At 37.5% G+C, this 17,044-nt stretch carries 17 protein-coding genes and 5 tRNA genes; 1 reads left to right on the top strand and 21 read right to left on the bottom strand.

Annotated elements, in window-relative coordinates:
• Positions 1 to 112: 112 nt before the first annotated feature.
• The 18 genes from rplL to AB3G38_RS20465 all read right to left on the bottom strand — a co-directional run bounded on the left by rplL (position 113) and on the right by AB3G38_RS20465 (position 9,727).
• Positions 113 to 487 carry a 50S ribosomal protein L7/L12 gene (gene rplL / locus AB3G38_RS20550; RefSeq protein ID WP_068403178.1) on the bottom strand — a complete coding sequence of 125 codons (375 nt, stop codon included), beginning with the start codon at positions 485 to 487 and terminating at the stop codon, positions 113 to 115.
• Between the two features lie 67 nt (positions 488 to 554).
• The gene (gene rplJ / locus AB3G38_RS20545) at positions 555 to 1,076 is read right to left on the bottom strand and encodes a 50S ribosomal protein L10 (RefSeq protein WP_183865813.1); all 522 of its coding nucleotides are present in this window, start codon (positions 1,074 to 1,076) and stop codon (positions 555 to 557) included.
• Positions 1,077 to 1,078: 2 nt separating this feature from the next.
• A complete protein-coding gene (gene rplA, locus AB3G38_RS20540; protein WP_068403182.1) occupies positions 1,079 to 1,777 on the bottom strand; it encodes a 50S ribosomal protein L1 in 699 nt (232 codons plus the stop codon).
• Between the two features lie 23 nt (positions 1,778 to 1,800).
• On the bottom strand, positions 1,801 to 2,244 hold the full coding sequence (rplK, locus tag AB3G38_RS20535) for a 50S ribosomal protein L11 (RefSeq protein ID WP_037443979.1): 444 nt from the start codon (positions 2,242 to 2,244) through the stop codon (positions 1,801 to 1,803).
• Positions 2,245 to 2,313: 69 nt separating this feature from the next.
• Complete coding sequence (nusG, locus tag AB3G38_RS20530) at positions 2,314 to 2,856, bottom strand: transcription termination/antitermination protein NusG (RefSeq protein ID WP_367865597.1); 543 nt, start codon at positions 2,854 to 2,856, stop codon at positions 2,314 to 2,316.
• Positions 2,857 to 2,865: 9 nt separating this feature from the next.
• Positions 2,866 to 3,063, bottom strand: coding sequence for a preprotein translocase subunit SecE (gene secE, locus AB3G38_RS20525; RefSeq protein ID WP_183881480.1), 198 nt, complete (start codon positions 3,061 to 3,063; stop codon positions 2,866 to 2,868).
• Between the two features lie 13 nt (positions 3,064 to 3,076).
• A tRNA-Trp gene (locus tag AB3G38_RS20520) sits at positions 3,077 to 3,147 on the bottom strand.
• 122 nt (positions 3,148 to 3,269) lie between these two features.
• Positions 3,270 to 4,457, bottom strand: a complete 1,188-nt coding sequence (gene tuf, locus AB3G38_RS20515; protein ID WP_068403186.1) for an elongation factor Tu — start codon at positions 4,455 to 4,457, stop codon at positions 3,270 to 3,272.
• Positions 4,458 to 4,584: 127 nt separating this feature from the next.
• Positions 4,585 to 4,656, bottom strand: a tRNA-Thr gene (locus AB3G38_RS20510).
• 80 nt (positions 4,657 to 4,736) lie between these two features.
• Positions 4,737 to 4,809 (bottom strand) — tRNA-Gly (locus tag AB3G38_RS20505).
• A 19-nt stretch (positions 4,810 to 4,828) separates the two neighbouring features.
• A tRNA-Tyr gene (locus AB3G38_RS20500) sits at positions 4,829 to 4,911 on the bottom strand.
• 41 nt (positions 4,912 to 4,952) lie between these two features.
• Positions 4,953 to 5,025: transfer RNA gene (locus AB3G38_RS20495), tRNA-Thr, on the bottom strand.
• 172 nt (positions 5,026 to 5,197) lie between these two features.
• Positions 5,198 to 5,545: a ribosome-associated translation inhibitor RaiA gene (gene raiA / locus AB3G38_RS20490; protein ID WP_041878247.1), complete on the bottom strand. Its 348-nt coding sequence runs from the start codon at positions 5,543 to 5,545 to the stop codon at positions 5,198 to 5,200.
• Between the two features lie 15 nt (positions 5,546 to 5,560).
• Entirely contained in the window at positions 5,561 to 6,445 is an 885-nt protein-coding gene (locus AB3G38_RS20485; RefSeq protein WP_367865596.1) for a tyrosine-type recombinase/integrase, read from the bottom strand.
• A 144-nt stretch (positions 6,446 to 6,589) separates the two neighbouring features.
• Entirely contained in the window at positions 6,590 to 6,784 is a 195-nt protein-coding gene (gene rpsU / locus AB3G38_RS20480) for a 30S ribosomal protein S21 (RefSeq protein ID WP_041878250.1), read from the bottom strand.
• Between the two features lie 173 nt (positions 6,785 to 6,957).
• Positions 6,958 to 8,130: an acyl-CoA dehydrogenase family protein gene (locus AB3G38_RS20475; protein ID WP_367865595.1), complete on the bottom strand. Its 1,173-nt coding sequence runs from the start codon at positions 8,128 to 8,130 to the stop codon at positions 6,958 to 6,960.
• Positions 8,131 to 8,291: 161 nt separating this feature from the next.
• Positions 8,292 to 8,822, bottom strand: a complete 531-nt coding sequence (locus tag AB3G38_RS20470; protein ID WP_367865594.1) for an adenine phosphoribosyltransferase — start codon at positions 8,820 to 8,822, stop codon at positions 8,292 to 8,294.
• 2 nt (positions 8,823 to 8,824) lie between these two features.
• The gene (locus AB3G38_RS20465) at positions 8,825 to 9,727 is read right to left on the bottom strand and encodes a ComEA family DNA-binding protein (RefSeq protein WP_367865593.1); all 903 of its coding nucleotides are present in this window, start codon (positions 9,725 to 9,727) and stop codon (positions 8,825 to 8,827) included.
• A gap of 239 nt (positions 9,728 to 9,966) precedes the next feature.
• On the opposite strand from AB3G38_RS20465, the gene AB3G38_RS20460 reads away from it, so the two are divergent.
• A complete protein-coding gene (locus AB3G38_RS20460; RefSeq protein ID WP_367865592.1) occupies positions 9,967 to 11,718 on the top strand; it encodes a lysophospholipid acyltransferase family protein in 1,752 nt (583 codons plus the stop codon).
• Between the two features lie 169 nt (positions 11,719 to 11,887).
• Here the strand turns inward: AB3G38_RS20460 and AB3G38_RS20455 are convergent, their stop codons facing one another.
• The 3 genes from AB3G38_RS20455 to AB3G38_RS20445 form a co-directional block, all read right to left on the bottom strand.
• Positions 11,888 to 13,027 carry a redoxin domain-containing protein gene (locus AB3G38_RS20455; RefSeq protein WP_367865591.1) on the bottom strand — a complete coding sequence of 380 codons (1,140 nt, stop codon included), beginning with the start codon at positions 13,025 to 13,027 and terminating at the stop codon, positions 11,888 to 11,890.
• A gap of 89 nt (positions 13,028 to 13,116) precedes the next feature.
• On the bottom strand, positions 13,117 to 13,473 hold the full coding sequence (locus AB3G38_RS20450; protein WP_367865590.1) for a hypothetical protein: 357 nt from the start codon (positions 13,471 to 13,473) through the stop codon (positions 13,117 to 13,119).
• Positions 13,474 to 13,639: 166 nt separating this feature from the next.
• The gene (locus AB3G38_RS20445; RefSeq protein WP_367865589.1) at positions 13,640 to 16,951 is read right to left on the bottom strand and encodes a carboxypeptidase regulatory-like domain-containing protein; all 3,312 of its coding nucleotides are present in this window, start codon (positions 16,949 to 16,951) and stop codon (positions 13,640 to 13,642) included.
• Positions 16,952 to 17,044: the final 93 nt, after the last annotated feature.

The raw sequence follows: 17,044 nt of genomic DNA, 5'->3' as shown, positions 1-17,044 counted from the left end.
TGGTTTGCCGTGAACATCTCACCAACCAAACTTAGATGAAATGTATATAAACAGGTATAGACTCCGACTGTACAGTCGGAGTCTATGTTAAAGTTATATTAAAATTAAGTGATTACTTAATCTCAACTACAGCTCCAGCTTCTTCTAATTGTTTTTTCAAAGCTTCAGCTTCGTCTTTAGAAACACCAGTTTTTAATTCTTTTGGTGCACCGTCAACTAAGTCTTTAGCTTCTTTCAAACCTAATCCAGTTAAGTCTTTAACCAACTTAACAACTGCTAATTTAGCACCACCAGCTTCTTTCAAGATAACATCGAAAGTAGATTTTTCTTCAGCTGCAGGAGCAGCATCACCAGCAGGACCTGCAACAGCAACTGCAGCAGCAGCTGGTTCGATACCATACTCGTCTTTAAGGATTTGAGCTAATTCGTTAACTTCTTTTACTGTTAAGTTTACTAATTGCTCAGCAAACGCTTTTAAATCTGCCATTTTATAGAGTTTTTAAAATTTGACGTGAAAAATAATTTATAATAATATGAAACTTATAAGGTGTTCCTTAACCTTCTCTTTCCTGAAGAGTTTTAACAATTCCTGCGATTTTACCACCACTAGATTTAAGTGCTGAAATAACATTTTTAGCTGGCGATTGTAGCAAGCCAATGATGTCTCCAATAAGCTCTTCTCTTGATTTCAAGCTTACTAATGCATCTAAATGATTATCTCCAACATAGATTGCTGTGTCAATAAACGCAGCTTTCAACTGTGGTTTGTCAGATCCTTTTCTCAAGGCTTTGATCAGCTTAGCCGGACCATTACCTGTTCTTGAGAATAATAATGCTGACTGGCCTTTTAATGCTTCAAAAATACTTGAATTATCGCCTTCTAATCCTTCGATCGCTTTTCTGATCAAAGTATTTTTAGCAACCTGCATTTCAATACCGCTTTCGAAACATTTGCGACGGATGTTGTTAATTTTCTCAACAGATAAGCTTGATGTATCAGCAATATAAAAATTGCCAAAGTCCTGCATCTTCTCTTGAAGAGCCGAAACTACTTCGTGTTTTTCTTCTCTGTTCATAATTAGATCCCTGCTACTGATTTTGTTTCGATTGCGATTCCAGGACTCATTGTAGAAGAAACATGAATGCTCTTAAAATAAGTTCCTTTAGCAGCAGATGGTTTAAGCTTAGAAATTACTTGAAGAACTTCTAATGCATTTTCATATATTTTTTCTGCTGGGAATGATACTTTTCCTACCGAAGCATGAATGATACCACTTTTGTCAACTTTAAAATCAATCTTACCGCCTTTTACGTCAGTTACTGCTTTACCAACTTCGTTAGTTACAGTACCTGATTTTGGGTTTGGCATAAGGTTACGTGGACCTAAAACGCGGCCCAGTTTACCTACTTTAGCCATACAAGCAGGAGTAGTGATAATAATGTCAACATCAGTCCATCCACCTTCAATCTTGGCAACATATTCGTCTAAACCTACGAAATCTGCACCTGCTGCTTTAGCTTCGTCTTCCTTATCAGGATTACAAAGAACTAATACACGTACAGTTTTACCTGTACCGTGTGGTAAAGTAGCGATACCACGTACCATTTGATTCGCTTTACGCGGATCAACACCTAAAGCGATGTCGATATCAACCGAAGCATCAAATTTAGTAGTCGTGATTTCTTTTACCAAAGCAGCCGCATCCTGTAAAGAATACGTTTTACCAGATTCTAGTTTAGCATGTGCCTTTTTTTGATTTTTTGTTAATTTAGCCACTGTTGTAAACTGTTTTTTGTTAATTAATTTGTCCAGGGTGCATCGCCGCTAACGGTGATTCCCATACTGCGTGCTGTACCGGCAACCATACTCATTGCCGACTCGATAGTGAATGCATTTAAATCAGTCATTTTATCTTCAGCAATTGACTTAACCTGATCCCAAGTCACCGAACCAACTTTCTTACGGTTGGGCTCAGCAGAACCACTCGCTAATTTAGTAGCATCCTTTAACTGGATAGCAACCGGAGGGGTTTTGATGATAAATTCGAAAGACTTGTCAGCATAAACAGTAATTACAACAGGTAATACTTTACCAGGCTTATCTTGGGTACGAGCATTAAATTGCTTGCAAAATTCCATGATATTAACACCTTTAGCACCCAATGCAGGTCCTACTGGTGGTGATGGATTTGCAGCTCCTCCTTTGATTTGTAATTTAACAAGCGCACTGACTTCTTTTGCCATTTTCTGATTTGTTAATTGTAATACTCAATGTTAAAATGTTGGAAGCATGTAACATTTAAGATCTTTATTCTACTCTTTTTCTACTTGCATATAGTTAAGCTCCAGCGGAGTTTTTCTGCCGAAAATCTTAACCATTACTTTTAGTTTTTTCTTCTCTTCGTTTACCTCTTCAATCACACCAGTAAAGCCATTGAAAGGACCGTCCATTACTTTGACGTTCTCACCAACATAGTAAGCTATATTCATAGTCTCACCCTGCTGACTCATTTCATCCACTTTACCCAGGATACGGTTAACTTCTGCCTGACGCATTGGAACCGGGTTTCCACCTTTATCCCCTAAGAAACCGATAACGCTGTTTACATTTTTAATGATGTGTTCCAGCTCACCGTCTAAGGTTGCTTCAATTAAAACATAACCAGGATAAAAGTTGCGTTCTTTTGCAATCTTCTTTCCTTCTTTCATCTGGTAGTATTTTTCCATAGGGATTAGTACCTGCGGAACAAGATGAGAAAAACCTAAACGACTGATCTCTGAATCGATGTATTGTTTTACCTTCTTCTCTTTTCCGCTTACCGCCCTAACTACATACCATTTTAGCTGATCGTTCATTTAGTTCTATTAATTAGAAAGTGATTTATAAAAAGTATCTAACACAAAAGTAGATCCCTTATCCATTGCAAAAATAACAACTGCAATAATAAACGAAGCTACCAAAACCAGCACTGCAGAACTTTGCAATTCTCCCCATGTAGGCCAGGTAACCTTCTGGGTCATTTCCTCATATGATTCTTTAATAAATTGAACTATGCTAGCCATATCTAAGTTTTTGCACGGGAACAAGGATTCGAACCCTGATCAAAGGTTTTGGAGACCTCTATTCTACCGTTGAACTATTCCCGTGTATAAGAATTAACCTTTTAAGGGTTAATCAAACATTTTTAGAACAAAGTACCCAGACTATAACGTCCGGGCACTTTGTATTATTATTTAATTGCTTAGTGACCCGAAGGACAGTTAAGTAATTATTTTACAATTTCAGTTACCTGACCAGCACCTACTGTTCTACCACCTTCACGGATAGCGAAACGAAGTCCTTTTTCCATTGCGATTGCGTTGATCAATTTAACATTGATTGTAACGTTATCACCTGGCATAACCATTTCAGTTCCTTCTTGAAGAGTGATCTCTCCAGTAACGTCTGTGGTACGGAAATAGAATTGTGGACGGTATTTGTTAAAGAATGGAGTGTGACGTCCACCTTCAGCTTTTGATAATACATAGATCTCAGCTTTGAAATCTGTGTGAGGAGTTACAGAACCTGGTTTACAGATAACCATACCACGACGGATATCAGTTTTCTCAATACCACGTAACAATAAACCTACGTTATCACCTGCTTCACCATAATCAAGGATCTTACGGAACATCTCAACACCTGTTACAGTTGATTTAAGATTTTCTGCACCCATACCTAAGATCTCAACAGGATCTCCAGAGTTGATTACACCACGCTCAATACGACCAGTTGCAACAGTACCACGACCAGTGATCGAGAATACATCTTCAACAGGCATTAAGAAAGGAAGTTCAGTCAAACGTGGAGGGATTGGAATGTAGCTATCTACAGCATCCATTAATTCCATGATTTTACCAACCCATTTCTCATCGCCATTCAATCCACCTAAAGCAGAACCTTGAATAACTGGGATATCATCACCTGGGAAGTCATAGAAAGATAATAATTCACGAACTTCCATCTCTACTAATTCTAGTAATTCAGGATCATCAACCATATCCACTTTGTTCATGAAAACCACCAATGAAGGTACACCTACCTGACGAGCCAATAGAATGTGCTCACGAGTTTGTGGCATAGGACCATCTGTAGCCGCTACAACGATAATAGCACCATCCATTTGCGCCGCACCTGTAACCATGTTTTTCACGTAATCCGCGTGACCTGGACAGTCAACGTGAGCATAGTGACGGTTAGCAGTTGAATACTCAACGTGTGCAGTGTTAATAGTGATACCTCTTTCTTTTTCCTCTGGAGCAGAGTCAATCGAATCAAATGAACGCGCCTCAGATAAACCAGCATCAGATAACACTTTAGTGATAGCTGCTGTTAAGGTTGTTTTACCGTGGTCAACGTGACCGATAGTGCCGATGTTTAAGTGCGGCTTGCTGCGGTCAAACTTTTCTTTTGCCATGTTTTTATACTTATTAGTAGGTTAACTTTTATTTTTAATTATTGTTTTGATACAATTCAATACAAAAAACCTTGTTCATTCCGGGCATAATGCCAGATTTAACAAAGCTTTTTTATCTTTATTCCTGAGCCAACGATGGGACTTGAACCCATGACCTCTTCCTTACCAAGGAAGTGCTCTACCGCTGAGCTACGTCGGCTTTTTTATTCTCTTCACAATCTTCAATACCGGTCCGGCATTTAAACTGTGACCATTATGCCGACTGCTCTTTGAATCAAGAGCGAAAGACGAGGTTCGAACTCGCGACCTATAGCTTGGAAGGCTATCGCTCTACCAACTGAGCTACTTTCGCTTTTACTATTATTATAAAGTGGGGGGAGAAGGATTCGAACCTTCGAAGTCTCGCGACAACAGAGTTACAGTCTGTCCCATTTGGCCACTCTGGTATCCCCCCATTTCTCCTAAACCGCCACATATCAAATGCGGGTTTAAAAGAGCCTCCTATCGGGATCGAACCAATGACCTACTGATTACAAGTCAGTTGCTCTACCAGCTGAGCTAAGGAGGCTTATTATTTATTAAACATTCACAGAACAAACCAACTCTTTATGGGTTAACCCCTGTTCTGAATTGGAATGCAAATCTACAAGAATATTTTATAGTTGCAAAACTATTTTGAAAAAAAAACCAGCAGACTGTATTCTGCTGGTTTTATATTTAAAATTTCTAAAAATAGATACCTAATAATCAGACACTTCATCGGCATTTAATACTGCCTTAAGCTCAGAAACTTTTATTCTATTTTTTTCTTTATGTTTTGTTATTTGCTTTTTTAACGATTCAATTGACAAATCCGTCGCTTCTTCGAAAGACTTGCATTGCTCCTTTGCGAACAAAATTCCACCAGGAACCATCAATTTGATCTCACTTATTTTGTTAGCCTCATCATCTACGTTCTCTAATTTTAAATAAACTTCCCCGCTTATGATCTGGTCGTGGAACTGTTCCAGCTTGTCAACTTTCTTTTGAATAAAGTCTAATAGTTTGTGATCTGCATTGAAATGGATTGATTGAACTGTAATTTTCATGTTGTCCTCCTTTTTTTATGCCTTTGGATGGGCCTGTTTATATATTGATTTTAATCTTTCTATAGAATTATGCGTGTATACCTGGGTTGCCGCTAAACTGGCATGCCCGAGTAATTCCTTGATCGCATTTAAATCTGCCCCCCTGTTCAACAGGCTTGTTGCATACGAATGCCGTAATACATGGGGACTTTTCTTATCCTGTGTGGATATAAATGTCAAATAACTTTTTACAATCTTATAAATAAAGACCGGGTAAACTGCTGTTCCTTTATTAGTAACGAACAAGTCATCCGTTTTGTTATTAAATTTCTGTAACGATTTCAACTCAATATACTCTTTAAGCTGATTAATAAGTTGTTTGGTCACAGGAATAATTCTTTCTTTTTTTCTTTTCCCCAAAACTTTAACAGATTCCTGGTAAAAATCAATGTCCGTTTCTTTTAAACCTAAAAGCTCTGCTAAGCGCATCCCTGTTCCGAAAAGTACTTCGATGACCATTTTATCACGAACCGAAGAAAAAGTCGCGTCAAAGAACTCCCCTGAGTCCAGCAGGTGATCCAGCTTCTGTTCCTCTATAAACACCGGTAACCGCTCAGGTGTTTTAGGCGCTTTGATTAATGACATCGGGCTGGTCAGAATAATTTTCTGGCGATAAAGATATTTATAGAAACCCCGCAGGCTTGATAACTTTCTGCCAATAGAGTTGGCCCCAACCTTATCTTCCATCAGGTGAACGATATAGTCCCTTATGTGTACATATTTAGCCTCTTCAGGCCCCATCTCATAAATTTGTTCAATATATTCATTAAACTGCACCAGGTCCGTTTTATAGGCAAGTACAGTGTGCGGAGAATAGCGCTTCTCGTGCTGAAGGTAGTTTAGATAGGATTCTACTGACATTAATTACAATTATTATCCTTTAGCGTCTGTTTAAAGCTAAAACAGGCCCTGTAAAAGTGAATGTACGGAATTACTACCTAAAAAGAAAGCGCCACCGGAAAAATCCGACGGCGCTTTGAAATATTTAAAATTAAAGGGGAAGAATTAAATCTTTCCTTCTAAGTGCATATTTTCTTTATAAATCGCGTGCTTAACTAATGTACGACGAGCTACAGATTTTTTCTCGTATGCCTGACGGCTACGTAGTTCTCTCAATACACCAGTTTTTTCAAATTTCTTTTTGAAACGTTTAAGGGCTTTATCAAGTGATTCGCCGTCTTTAATATTAATTATGATCATAACGTTAAAATACCTCCTCTCGTTGTTTTAAGGATTGCAAAGGTAGAACATAAAACCTTATAAAACAAGCATAAAAAAAATCCAGTATGCTTTCGCCTACTGGATTGGTAAAATATATTTGGTTAGAATATGTCTATTTGGAATTTAACAGCTATTTTAGGTTTAGGCTGTTATTATTTATTTAAGATTTCTCTCGCAATTACAATTTTCTGGATCTCAGAAGTCCCCTCCCCGATCGTACATAACTTACTGTCACGGTAAAATTTTTCTACAGGGAAGTCTTTCGTATAACCATACCCACCAAAGATCTGTACTGCTTCGGTAGCAGCTCTTACAGCGACCTCTGAGGCAAAGTATTTTGCCATAGCAGACTCTTTAGTCATTTTCTGGCCACGGTTCTTTAAATCGGCAGATTGTCTGATTAACAATTCAGCTGCCTCAATTTCAGTAGCCATGTCAGCGAGTTTAAAACTGATCGCCTGGAAACTTGAAATTGGCTGTCCGAACTGGTGTCTCTCCTGAGCATAAGCCAGCGCAGCTTCATAAGCACCTTTTGCAATTCCCAATGATAATGCAGCAATAGAAATTCTTCCGCCATCCAGCACTTTCATCGCCTGCTTAAAGCCTTCACCTACATTGCCCAGTAAATTAGCTACTGGTACACGGCAGTTATCAAATATCATTTCTGTAGTCTCAGATGCGCGCATCCCTAACTTATTTTCTTTCTTGCCAGCCGAAAAGCCCGGAGTTCCGCGTTCCACTACAATAGCAGAAATACCTTTAGAATCTCCTTTCTCACCCGTTCTTACCATCACTACTGCGATATCGCCTGATTTACCATGTGTAATCCAGTTTTTCGCACCATTTAAAACATAATGATCACCATCCAATGTGGCAGTAGTCATCATTCTCAATGCATCTGATCCGGTATTCGCTTCAGTTAAGCCCCATGCACCAATCCATTCGGCAGTTGCCAGTTTAGGCAGCCACTTCATTTTTTGTTCTTCCGTTCCAAATGCAAGGATATGACCTGTACATAAAGAATTGTGCGCAGCAAGAGATAAACCTATAGATCCGCAAACCTTGGCTACTTCTACAATTACATCTACATATTCCTGGTAACCGAAACCCGATCCGCCATAAACTTCAGGTACTAATACACCCATCATTCCCAGCTCACCCAACTTCTTAAAAACCTCAACAGGAAAAGTCTGTGCTTCGTCCCATTCCATTACATGAGGACGGATATTCTTTTCCGTGAAATCTTTAACCATACTCCTGATCATCAACTGATTCTCTGAAGTACTAAAATTGAACCCTGTATTTTGTGCTAACGTTTCTTGCATGTTTTATATTTGAATACGGCAAGTATAGAGAATATAAGCCCAAACAAGCAGTTGAATATTTGCCCGGAAACAGAACGAAACAGTATTTAGTTCATTTTACAGTATAGCATAAGAACTGAAGCCCTAAAACGACAGGATTTTTTTTCAACTATTTTAGCTAGTTAATAGGAAGCTAATGCGAAATTGTTCTCAGAAAACGCTTTTAGTCTGTCTTTTCCGTTTAGAAAATCAAGTGCAATGATAAACGAGTAACCTGCAACTACAGCATCCAGTTTCTGAATCAGCTTAGAAGCTGCAACCACAGTACCACCTGTAGCCAGCAGATCGTCATGAATCAACACATGCTGTCCCGGCAGAATAGCATCTTCATGCACTTCAAGTGTAGCACTGCCATATTCCAGATTATAAGATTGCTGTATAGTTTTGTGTGGCAATTTCCCCGCTTTTCTGATCGGTACAAAAGGAACATTCAGCAAATTCGCCAAAGCCATTCCAAACAAAAAGCCTCTGCTTTCAATTCCAGCCACTACATCAATCTTAACTGCTGAAAGCTGCATAGCCAGGGCTGTAGTAATTTCACCACATAACACTGCATCTTTTAAAATTGGTGTAATGTCTTTAAAAACGATACCCGGTTTTGGAAAATCGTTTACATCGCGTACAATCTGTTTTATTTTTGTTTCCATTGTCATGATTAAAAAGAAATATAAGGGGCCAGCCTCTCTATAGTTTCAGCAGATAAAATAGCCACCTTTCTTAAGTCCGCAATATTACTATAATTTCCGTGCTGTTTTCGAAACTGAATGATTGCATTGACCTGTTTATACTTTAAATAGGGGTGATTTTTCAAATCATCAAACAATGCTGTATTCAGGTTAATTCTGGTCAGTGCCCGCTCATCCAAACTGAGCTGATCTTTAATTTCATTATACTTTAAACTATCCAGTCCATATACCTCAAGCAGCTGCTCCTTCTGATAAAATCCGCCAAGACGCCGCCGGTAATTAAAAATCCTCCTGGCAAAAGCCGGGCCTACCCCTCTGATCTCCGTTAATTGTAAAGTATCAGCGGTATTGAGCGGTATTAATGCAGCTTTCTGCTGCACAGGATAGTGTTTCGCAGGATATTCAGGGTTCAGCCGCTGATGTTTCTGTTCTTTTGCCAAACCGATACTTATATAAGGCATCAATCTTTCATACATTTCTGGACTGATGACATACATTTTCTGCAAATCTTCCTTTTCAAAGTACCGTCCTCCTTTCTCTTTATACCTGGTCATTACAGCAGCCTGTTTAACAGATAAACCCAATCGCTGCCAGTCATCTGCATCAATCAGATTGGGATCAAAATTAAACAGGGTTGATTTCAGTGCCTGATCTGGCCTCTTCTGTGCGCTAACCGCTCCCTGCTTCTGCTGTTTCATCCACATTAATTTATTGATAGCTAATTTTTCCGTTTCCGGATCCGTCTGGTCTGGAAAAAAGAACACATAAACAAACGGAATTGCCCTGATCAATACGATTAGCACAACCATAGCCAGCAAGCCATTATATTCCCTTTTGGAGAAACTAAAATAAGAGCGCAACCATTTTTTCATCTCCAGTCAATGTACTCCCCTTATTCAGAAAGGTGGTTAGATTTGTGAATAAAATTCTTCTTTCTCTTATTTCCAAATAAGATGAGGCAATTATGAAGGCAAAAAGAAAGCTTAAATGTGCGATCAGATAAATTTTAAACTTTTCTAAAAATATAAATCTTATTTTTGAGATTGATTCAGGAACATATTCAGATCTCTATTCCAGATATGCGCCCAATTCTCCCCTTTTAAGAACAAATATGAAGATCATAACAACCAAAGAATTTGCAAAGGCTACTAAAATTGATAAACTCGGTGTTCCGGGACTTGCAGATTTACTGATGGAAGTCATGAAATTGAACGATATTAATAAAGTTTTCTCTCAGAATCAGCATTTCAATGGTTTAGAGTTTGTAGATAAAATACTGGAAACTATAGGGGTGTCAATTGATTTCGATGAAGATGACCTGAGAAACATTCCCAAAACAGGTGGTTTTATTGCGATTGCAAACCATCCTTATGGAGGGATAGAAGGACTTGCATTGGTAAAATTATTATGTACCGTGCGTCCGGAAGCCAAAGTAATGGTTAATTTCATTCTTCAGAAGATTCCTAACTTAAATGAGTTTTTTGTTGCCGTTAACCCTTTTGAAAATGTACAGCATTCTTCAAGCATCAGCGGATTAAAAGCTACATTTGATCTTTTGCAGAACGGGGTTCCTATTGGGATCTTCCCCGCAGGTGAAGTCTCTACATTTAGCCTGGACAAACAAGAGATTACAGACCGCTTATGGCATCCAGTAGTTGGAAAGCTAATTGCCCGTGCGAAAGTTCCCGTAGTACCGATTTATTTCCATGGTAATAATGGGGTATTATTCAATATTCTGAGTTTTATTCACCCTACCCTGCGTACCGCGAAATTACCTTCAGAATTCCTGAACAAACAAGGACTGAAAATAAAAGTCAGAATAGGGAAACCAATTCATATTGAAGATATTTCTTACCGCAACAACACCAATAAACTACTTGATTTTCTTCGTGCACGTACTTATGCTTTAGGCACAAGTATCGAACAGGAAAAGAAATTATTTAATCCCATCAATCTTTTCAAAATCAAGAAGACTCCGGAGCCGATTATTGAGGAAACTCCAGGAGCCAGTATTGTGGAAGAAATTGAACAACTGGAAACATACCGGGTATGGACGGAGAAAAATTATGAAGTTTACATTACCCCTTCGGCTAATATTCCAAATATATTAAGGGAAATAGGCCGATTAAGAGAAATAACTTTCAGAGAAGTCGGCGAAGGCTCTAATAAAAAGATAGATCTTGATAATTATGATATTTACTATCATCACTTATTCATCTGGGATGTAGATCAGAAAAATATTGTTGGTGCTTACCGGATTGGTAAAGGAGATGAGATTTTAAATACTTTAGGCAAAAGAGGATTTTATCTTTCTGAGCTCTTTAAAATAAGAGACCCATTCTATCCTGTATTAAGACAGGGAATTGAATTGGGACGTTCATGGATCCGCAAAGAATATCAGCAAAAAGCATTACCGTTGTTCTTGCTATGGAAAGGTATCTTAAAATATCTTTTAGATAATCCACAGTACCGCTACATGTTTGGCCCGGTTAGTATCAGTAATAACTTTTCTAAGTTTTCTAAATCATTGATTGTTGATTTCATTACCAAAAATCACTTTGATTATGAGTTGGGACAATATGTAAGACCAAGAAATAAATTCAAAGCAGATTTATCAGCCATTGATAAAGACCTGCTGATTGAAAGCAGTGATTCACTAAAAGATCTTGATGTATTGATATCTGATATTGAAAATACACATATTAAAATTCCTGTGTTGTTAAGACAATACCTTAACCTCAATGCGAAGATTATATGCTTTAATATAGATCCGAAATTTTCAGATTGCCTGGATGGATTCCTCGTGGTGGATATGCAAAGCATCCCACCAGAGATGTTGGAAAAAATTGGTAAAAACTTCTAGAAAAACAAATAGCCCGGACATCCACCCGGGCTATTTTGTTATCAACTAAACCTAAACTTGATAAATACTAACCAAATATTTACACCACAAATATAGAGGCGATATGTTAAGTCAGGATTAAGGATGGGTTATCTGTATTCAACATTTCTATACATTAATCACATCGCTGTTACTTCATATATTCTGCCAGCTGATATTGTAATCCGACGCCATTTAAATCCCTGGCTACTATCTTTCCTTCAGGATCAATCACAATACTTGCCGGAGTTCCCTGAGTACCGTAAAGCTTTGCAGTGGCAAGAGGCCCGGATTTCTCTCCCCATACTTGTACCCACGGAAGTTTATTTGCTTTCACTTCTTTTGCCCAGGTTTGTTTTCTTTTTTCAGGATCTAAAGAAATGCTGATAATTTTAAATCTCTTCTGCTTATATAATTCGGTCGCTTTGATCATTTTATAGTTTTCTGCTTTGATCAGGCCGTTACCAGTAACCCAGAAATACAGTACTACATAATTGCCACGATAAGTAGATAACTTTACCGCTTTGCCATTCACATCATATAAAATAAAATCTGGTGCCGGCATTCCAACAGCCCCCTGGCTCATGGACTGAATAATTTTTCCGATACGCTGCCCCTCTGGGGTATTTCTGAATTTTGCATCAATAGACCTGTAAGCAGTACCCGTTTTATTCATATCCTTTCCATAACCCATATCGATAATATCAGTCAGGGCATAAAGACTGAAGTAAGATTGAGGATTTTCATGGATAAACTGTAATTGCTTTTCAAAGCGCTCCGCTTTGAATTTATGCATGTATTCATCAAACTCTTTAAAAAAAGGGTATGAGCTCCACAAATACGGGGAAATTCTGTTCCGGTAATTTTTATAAGCACCAGTGACTGTACCTCCTATAAATTTATTATAAGCCATGTAATCGTCATTGATCTTTGAACCGGTAGCCTGACCACGTATCAAAGAATCCTGAGCAGTAATAGTAATTTCAGAATTATCTAAAAACAAACCAAGTTCATCTGTATTATTTTCCAGATCAATACTATCTTTTCCGACACCGTATCTATCTAAACTTAAGTAAGCGAGTCCTGGCTTTTTCGCAATACCGTTAAATTGAAAGATGCCATTATTGACCACTGCCGAATCCAGCATTTTAGCTTGATAAGAATCCAGGTACACTTTTGCAGGGCTGTGGAGGCCTTTGATTTCCCCTTTGATTGTAAAACCTTTGTGTTGAGCAGCAGCTCCACTTATTCCAACACTAAAAATTAATAAACTTAAAAATATACTCTTCATAAAATGGGTAACTACAACTAAGATGAAATGAATAAATCATCATTTCGGGCCAATATAGCAGAATCTTATAAGTTATACCCAATTATATATTATTTACCTTCCGTCAACTCAGCAGGATAAAATTCACGACTGAATAAGATCTTAACTTCCAAATTATTTGACTCAGTAGTGGAGATATTTCCTTCATAATTCCAACCCAGTCCTGTAAGGTAATTCATTACCTGAATAAAATTCGTCATGTATTCTACCTGTTCCAATTTATGTACAAAAGTAGAATCTTTTAAAGGATTATATTTTCTGCTCTGCCCATAATCAATATCCGGACTTTTCAAACTTTGATAACGATAGGATACAGTACAGAACTTTCTTATTTTTACCTGCGCACTGGATGGTAAAATAAATAAGAACGAAACAAGAGCAATAACAACTAGAGTTTTAGAGTTCATAATTTTCTAATGTAAAATCAAAATAACTGAAGATATGTTTACCAATAAAAATACAGATTAAATATTAACTAAACATTAATTCATATACTAAACAAAAAACCCTTATCTAAATTAATAGATAAGGGTTTTCAATTATGTTTCTCTTAAAATAGAAACTAACAATTCATTAGAAGCTGTATCTCAAGCCAAATTGCATTTGGAATCTTGATGCAAAGAAGTCTTTTGAATAATTACTTGCATTATCTTTGTTAAATGTATAAGTCGGATAAGTAGTAGCTGTTCCAGCTGTTCCTGGTTTCAAACCTATACTTGCCATTGAGTTATACGTATTAGGAGAGAAATACTGAACTCCCCAGTCTTTGTTTAATAAGTTCGTTAAGTTAACGATGTCATAAGTAAATGTTAAAGTATGCTTATGCTTTCCGCTTTCTACGATTTTGATATCTTGAGTAAAACGGAAGTCAAGTTGCGTATTCCATGGTGTACGAGCTGCATTTCTTTCTGTGAAATTACCTCTCCTTGTTTTAAGATATTTATCACCATCGATATAAGAATCAAACGCTGCTGCTTGTGCCACTGCTGAAACTGCTGGACTTCCTGGAGTTGTAGACGTTGCAGGTACGGCAGCTATATCTTTAAAGAAATTAACAGTTTCACCAGCTTTAGGAATATAAGCCAGACTTACGTTCTGACCAGTTCCATTAATTGTAGTATTCAGGAATCCATAAGAGTAAGGGGAACCTGATTGTGCACTATAGAACAGAGAGAAACTTGAAACATATTTATTCGCTTTATCCCATGCAAATCTATAATTAACTGTAGATATAATACGGTTACGGATATCAAAGTTAGAAGTCGCTAACTGAGGATTGTTAGGGCTTAAAGCCTGGTTCAACTGCCAGTTAGATTCCATTGAATTTCTGATACCGTTGGTCAAATCTTTAGACTGTCCGTAAGTATAAGCCGCCATTACATCTAAACCGAAAGGGAAAGATTTTGAAACCTGACCAGTCACACTGTAACGGTATCCTTTACTTGTATTAGAAAGCAAGTAAGCATTAGTATATAGTGGATTAATTGGAGTTTTTCCATAAATTGGTTGTTGATGTTGCGTATCGTAAACCATATAAGTAGGATTATCAGTAATATTGATCTGTTGGAATTTCAAATCATTGATAACTTTAGTATAAATACCTTCTACAGTAAATTTCCACTGATTCTCAGTTTTATAATCGAAAGCCAAACTTGTTCTCCATGTTTTAGGCATTTTGAAGTTGTTATCGATCAGATCGACTTGTGTAGCACCGTTTGCATTGTTAACATTGATTATATTTCCTTTTGAATCTTTTTGCTGAGAAACAAATCCAGCTTCACCATTTCCGCTTAAGGCATCTCTGATAGGATCACTTCCTGGAGTAAATGCAACTTGTGATGATTTATTATCATATGCACCATAAGTTACCCCATTGTTATAATAAGCATAACCTAACCATGCAAAAGGAACTCTACCTGTGAATAAACCACTACCACCACGCATAATCAAACTTTGATCACCCAATACGTCGAAGTTAAATCCAACACGAGGAGAGATTTGAATCTGGCCAAAGAAGCTATTTTTAATCTCATTCGGCTTGGTGTAAGTATAAGTAGTTCCATAATTAGCATCTACAGGAGAACCAGTAGTTTTTGAACTTAAAGGTTGTTTGTTTGGCATATCAGCTAAATCAAATCTCAAGCCATAAGTTAATTTGAAACGATCAGACACTTGCCATTGATCTTCACCGTAAACACTGTACATATTTAACTTGAATTCTGCCGGCGGATTAGCCATGATATTATCCCTTGTATTATCAGCATAATTATAGTTAGTACGAACACGACTAGGAATGCCCGCTAAAAAATCTTTAACATTAGCATAAGCTACACGTCCATTCCACGCATTTACAAACCCATAAGTGATATTATATAACTCATTGTGCGTACCAAAAGTAAAAGTATGTTTTCCTTTTGTCCAGGTAAAGTTATCAGTAAATTCAAATGTCTTTTGTTTCATATTGAAAATACTTGCTTCACGATCTGTTCCTAAGAAAATCGTTCCACCATTTCCACCACCAATCTCAATCTGAGGCAATGCAGGGTTAGATGTTGGATCTCTAAAGTCATGGATACTTGAATAACCAACTACTAAACTGTTTGACATCTCATTATTGATTCTGCTTTTCAATTCAGCTACTGTAGAACTTTGATTATTTGTTTGTTTATAATCAATACCACCAAATCTAAAGTTTGATTGGTCACGCTCTAAGTTAGTCGCTTCAGAAGTAATCGTATTGTTACGGATAGTCAACTGATTTTTATCATTGATATTCCAGTCTACACGATTGAAGAATTTATTTGATCTGGAATAGATATTATAGTTTCCAAAAGAACCGGCATCAATACCGTATTTGTTTTTCATCAAATCAGAAATCTGCTGTGCCTCAGTCAATGTAAGCACTTTCATATCAGGAGAACCAGCCCCTAAAATTACAGGATCCTGACGACGGGTAATCTCCTCATTGGTAAAGAAGAATAATTTGTTTTTAATAATCGGAAACCCTAATCTGAAACCAGTCTGGTAGTCATGAAAAGCAGAAGGTATTTTTGAACCATCACCAGCCTTATTTTTACCAATCAAATCAGCATTACGACCATAACCATAAATAGATCCCGATACATCATTAGTACCAGAACGCGTTACCGCATTCACACTACCACCAGTAAAGTTACCAATCTTAACATCGTAAGGAGCTAACAACACCTGAACATCCTGAATCGCATCAATCGATACCGGGTTTGTTCTCGTACTGCTACCTGGCATACCAGAACTTCCGCTCTGACCACCTAACGAAGGACTGAAACCAATGGCATCATTATTAATCGCACCATCAATAGTTACGTTATTGTATCTGAAGTTGGTTCCCATGAAAGAGTTGTCTTTACTACCCTGTGGAGTTGTACGGGTTAAATCCGTTAAGCTTCTGCTCACCGTTGGCATATTTTTGATTTGCTGCTCACCAATCTGAGTACCCGAACCAATTTTAGTACCGCCTTTTGTACCTTTAACAGTTACTTCACTCAGCTGTTGCCCTTCATCTGTTAAGGTAAAGTCTAAACGCTGATCAGTACCCAGCCCAAGGCTGTTAATGTCTTTTTCCTGTTTATTATAACCTACATAAGTTACAGTGATTTTGTAAGGTCCACCAGGATTTAAGTTGTTGATACGGAAGTATCCATCAGATCCTGTAACCGCACCATATTTAGTTCCGGTTGGAACATGTAAAACTAAAACACTGGCGCCGGGAATAGTCTGTCCCTTTGCATCTTTAATTTTACCGTTAACGCTTGATGTCGTTACCTGAGCGTTTACTCCTAACCCCATAAAAAGGAGGAAAGTAAGCATCACGCAGGAGAGATTAATTGTTAGAAATTTTTTCATTTTTCTTGCTTCTGTTTGTTTTTGTAAAACTAGGGGAGCAATGTGACGTTAATATTAATTTCATATGAATGAGCCCATAAGTTAATATCAAAT

The organism is Pedobacter sp. WC2423, assembly GCF_040822065.1.
Classification (GTDB): domain Bacteria; phylum Bacteroidota; class Bacteroidia; order Sphingobacteriales; family Sphingobacteriaceae; genus Pedobacter.
This window is presented reverse-complemented; position numbering and strand designations above follow the sequence as displayed.

Excerpts from the sequence above, each read along its gene's own strand:
- rpsU (WP_041878250.1), bottom strand. The coding sequence starts at position 6,784 with ATGATCATAATTAATATTAAAGACGGCGAATCACTTGATAAAGCCCTT.
- rplK (WP_037443979.1), bottom strand. The coding sequence starts at position 2,244 with ATGGCAAAAGAAGTCAGTGCGCTTGTTAAATTACAAATCAAAGGAGGA.
- AB3G38_RS20445 (WP_367865589.1), bottom strand. The coding sequence starts at position 16,951 with ATGAAAAAATTTCTAACAATTAATCTCTCCTGCGTGATGCTTACTTTC.
- rplL (WP_068403178.1), bottom strand. The coding sequence starts at position 487 with ATGGCAGATTTAAAAGCGTTTGCTGAGCAATTAGTAAACTTAACAGTA.
- secE (WP_183881480.1), bottom strand. The coding sequence starts at position 3,063 with ATGGCTAGCATAGTTCAATTTATTAAAGAATCATATGAGGAAATGACC.
- AB3G38_RS20485 (WP_367865596.1), bottom strand. The coding sequence starts at position 6,445 with ATGTCAGTAGAATCCTATCTAAACTACCTTCAGCACGAGAAGCGCTAT.
- raiA (WP_041878247.1), bottom strand. The coding sequence starts at position 5,545 with ATGAAAATTACAGTTCAATCAATCCATTTCAATGCAGATCACAAACTA.
- AB3G38_RS20465 (WP_367865593.1), bottom strand. The coding sequence starts at position 9,727 with ATGAAAAAATGGTTGCGCTCTTATTTTAGTTTCTCCAAAAGGGAATAT.
- AB3G38_RS20455 (WP_367865591.1), bottom strand. The coding sequence starts at position 13,027 with ATGAAGAGTATATTTTTAAGTTTATTAATTTTTAGTGTTGGAATAAGT.
- AB3G38_RS20460 (WP_367865592.1), top strand. The coding sequence starts at position 9,967 with ATGAAGATCATAACAACCAAAGAATTTGCAAAGGCTACTAAAATTGAT.
- tuf (WP_068403186.1), bottom strand. The coding sequence starts at position 4,457 with ATGGCAAAAGAAAAGTTTGACCGCAGCAAGCCGCACTTAAACATCGGC.
- nusG (WP_367865597.1), bottom strand. The coding sequence starts at position 2,856 with ATGAACGATCAGCTAAAATGGTATGTAGTTAGGGCGGTAAGCGGAAAA.
- AB3G38_RS20475 (WP_367865595.1), bottom strand. The coding sequence starts at position 8,130 with ATGCAAGAAACGTTAGCACAAAATACAGGGTTCAATTTTAGTACTTCA.
- rplJ (WP_183865813.1), bottom strand. The coding sequence starts at position 1,076 with ATGAACAGAGAAGAAAAACACGAAGTAGTTTCGGCTCTTCAAGAGAAG.
- AB3G38_RS20450 (WP_367865590.1), bottom strand. The coding sequence starts at position 13,473 with ATGAACTCTAAAACTCTAGTTGTTATTGCTCTTGTTTCGTTCTTATTT.
- AB3G38_RS20470 (WP_367865594.1), bottom strand. The coding sequence starts at position 8,822 with ATGACAATGGAAACAAAAATAAAACAGATTGTACGCGATGTAAACGAT.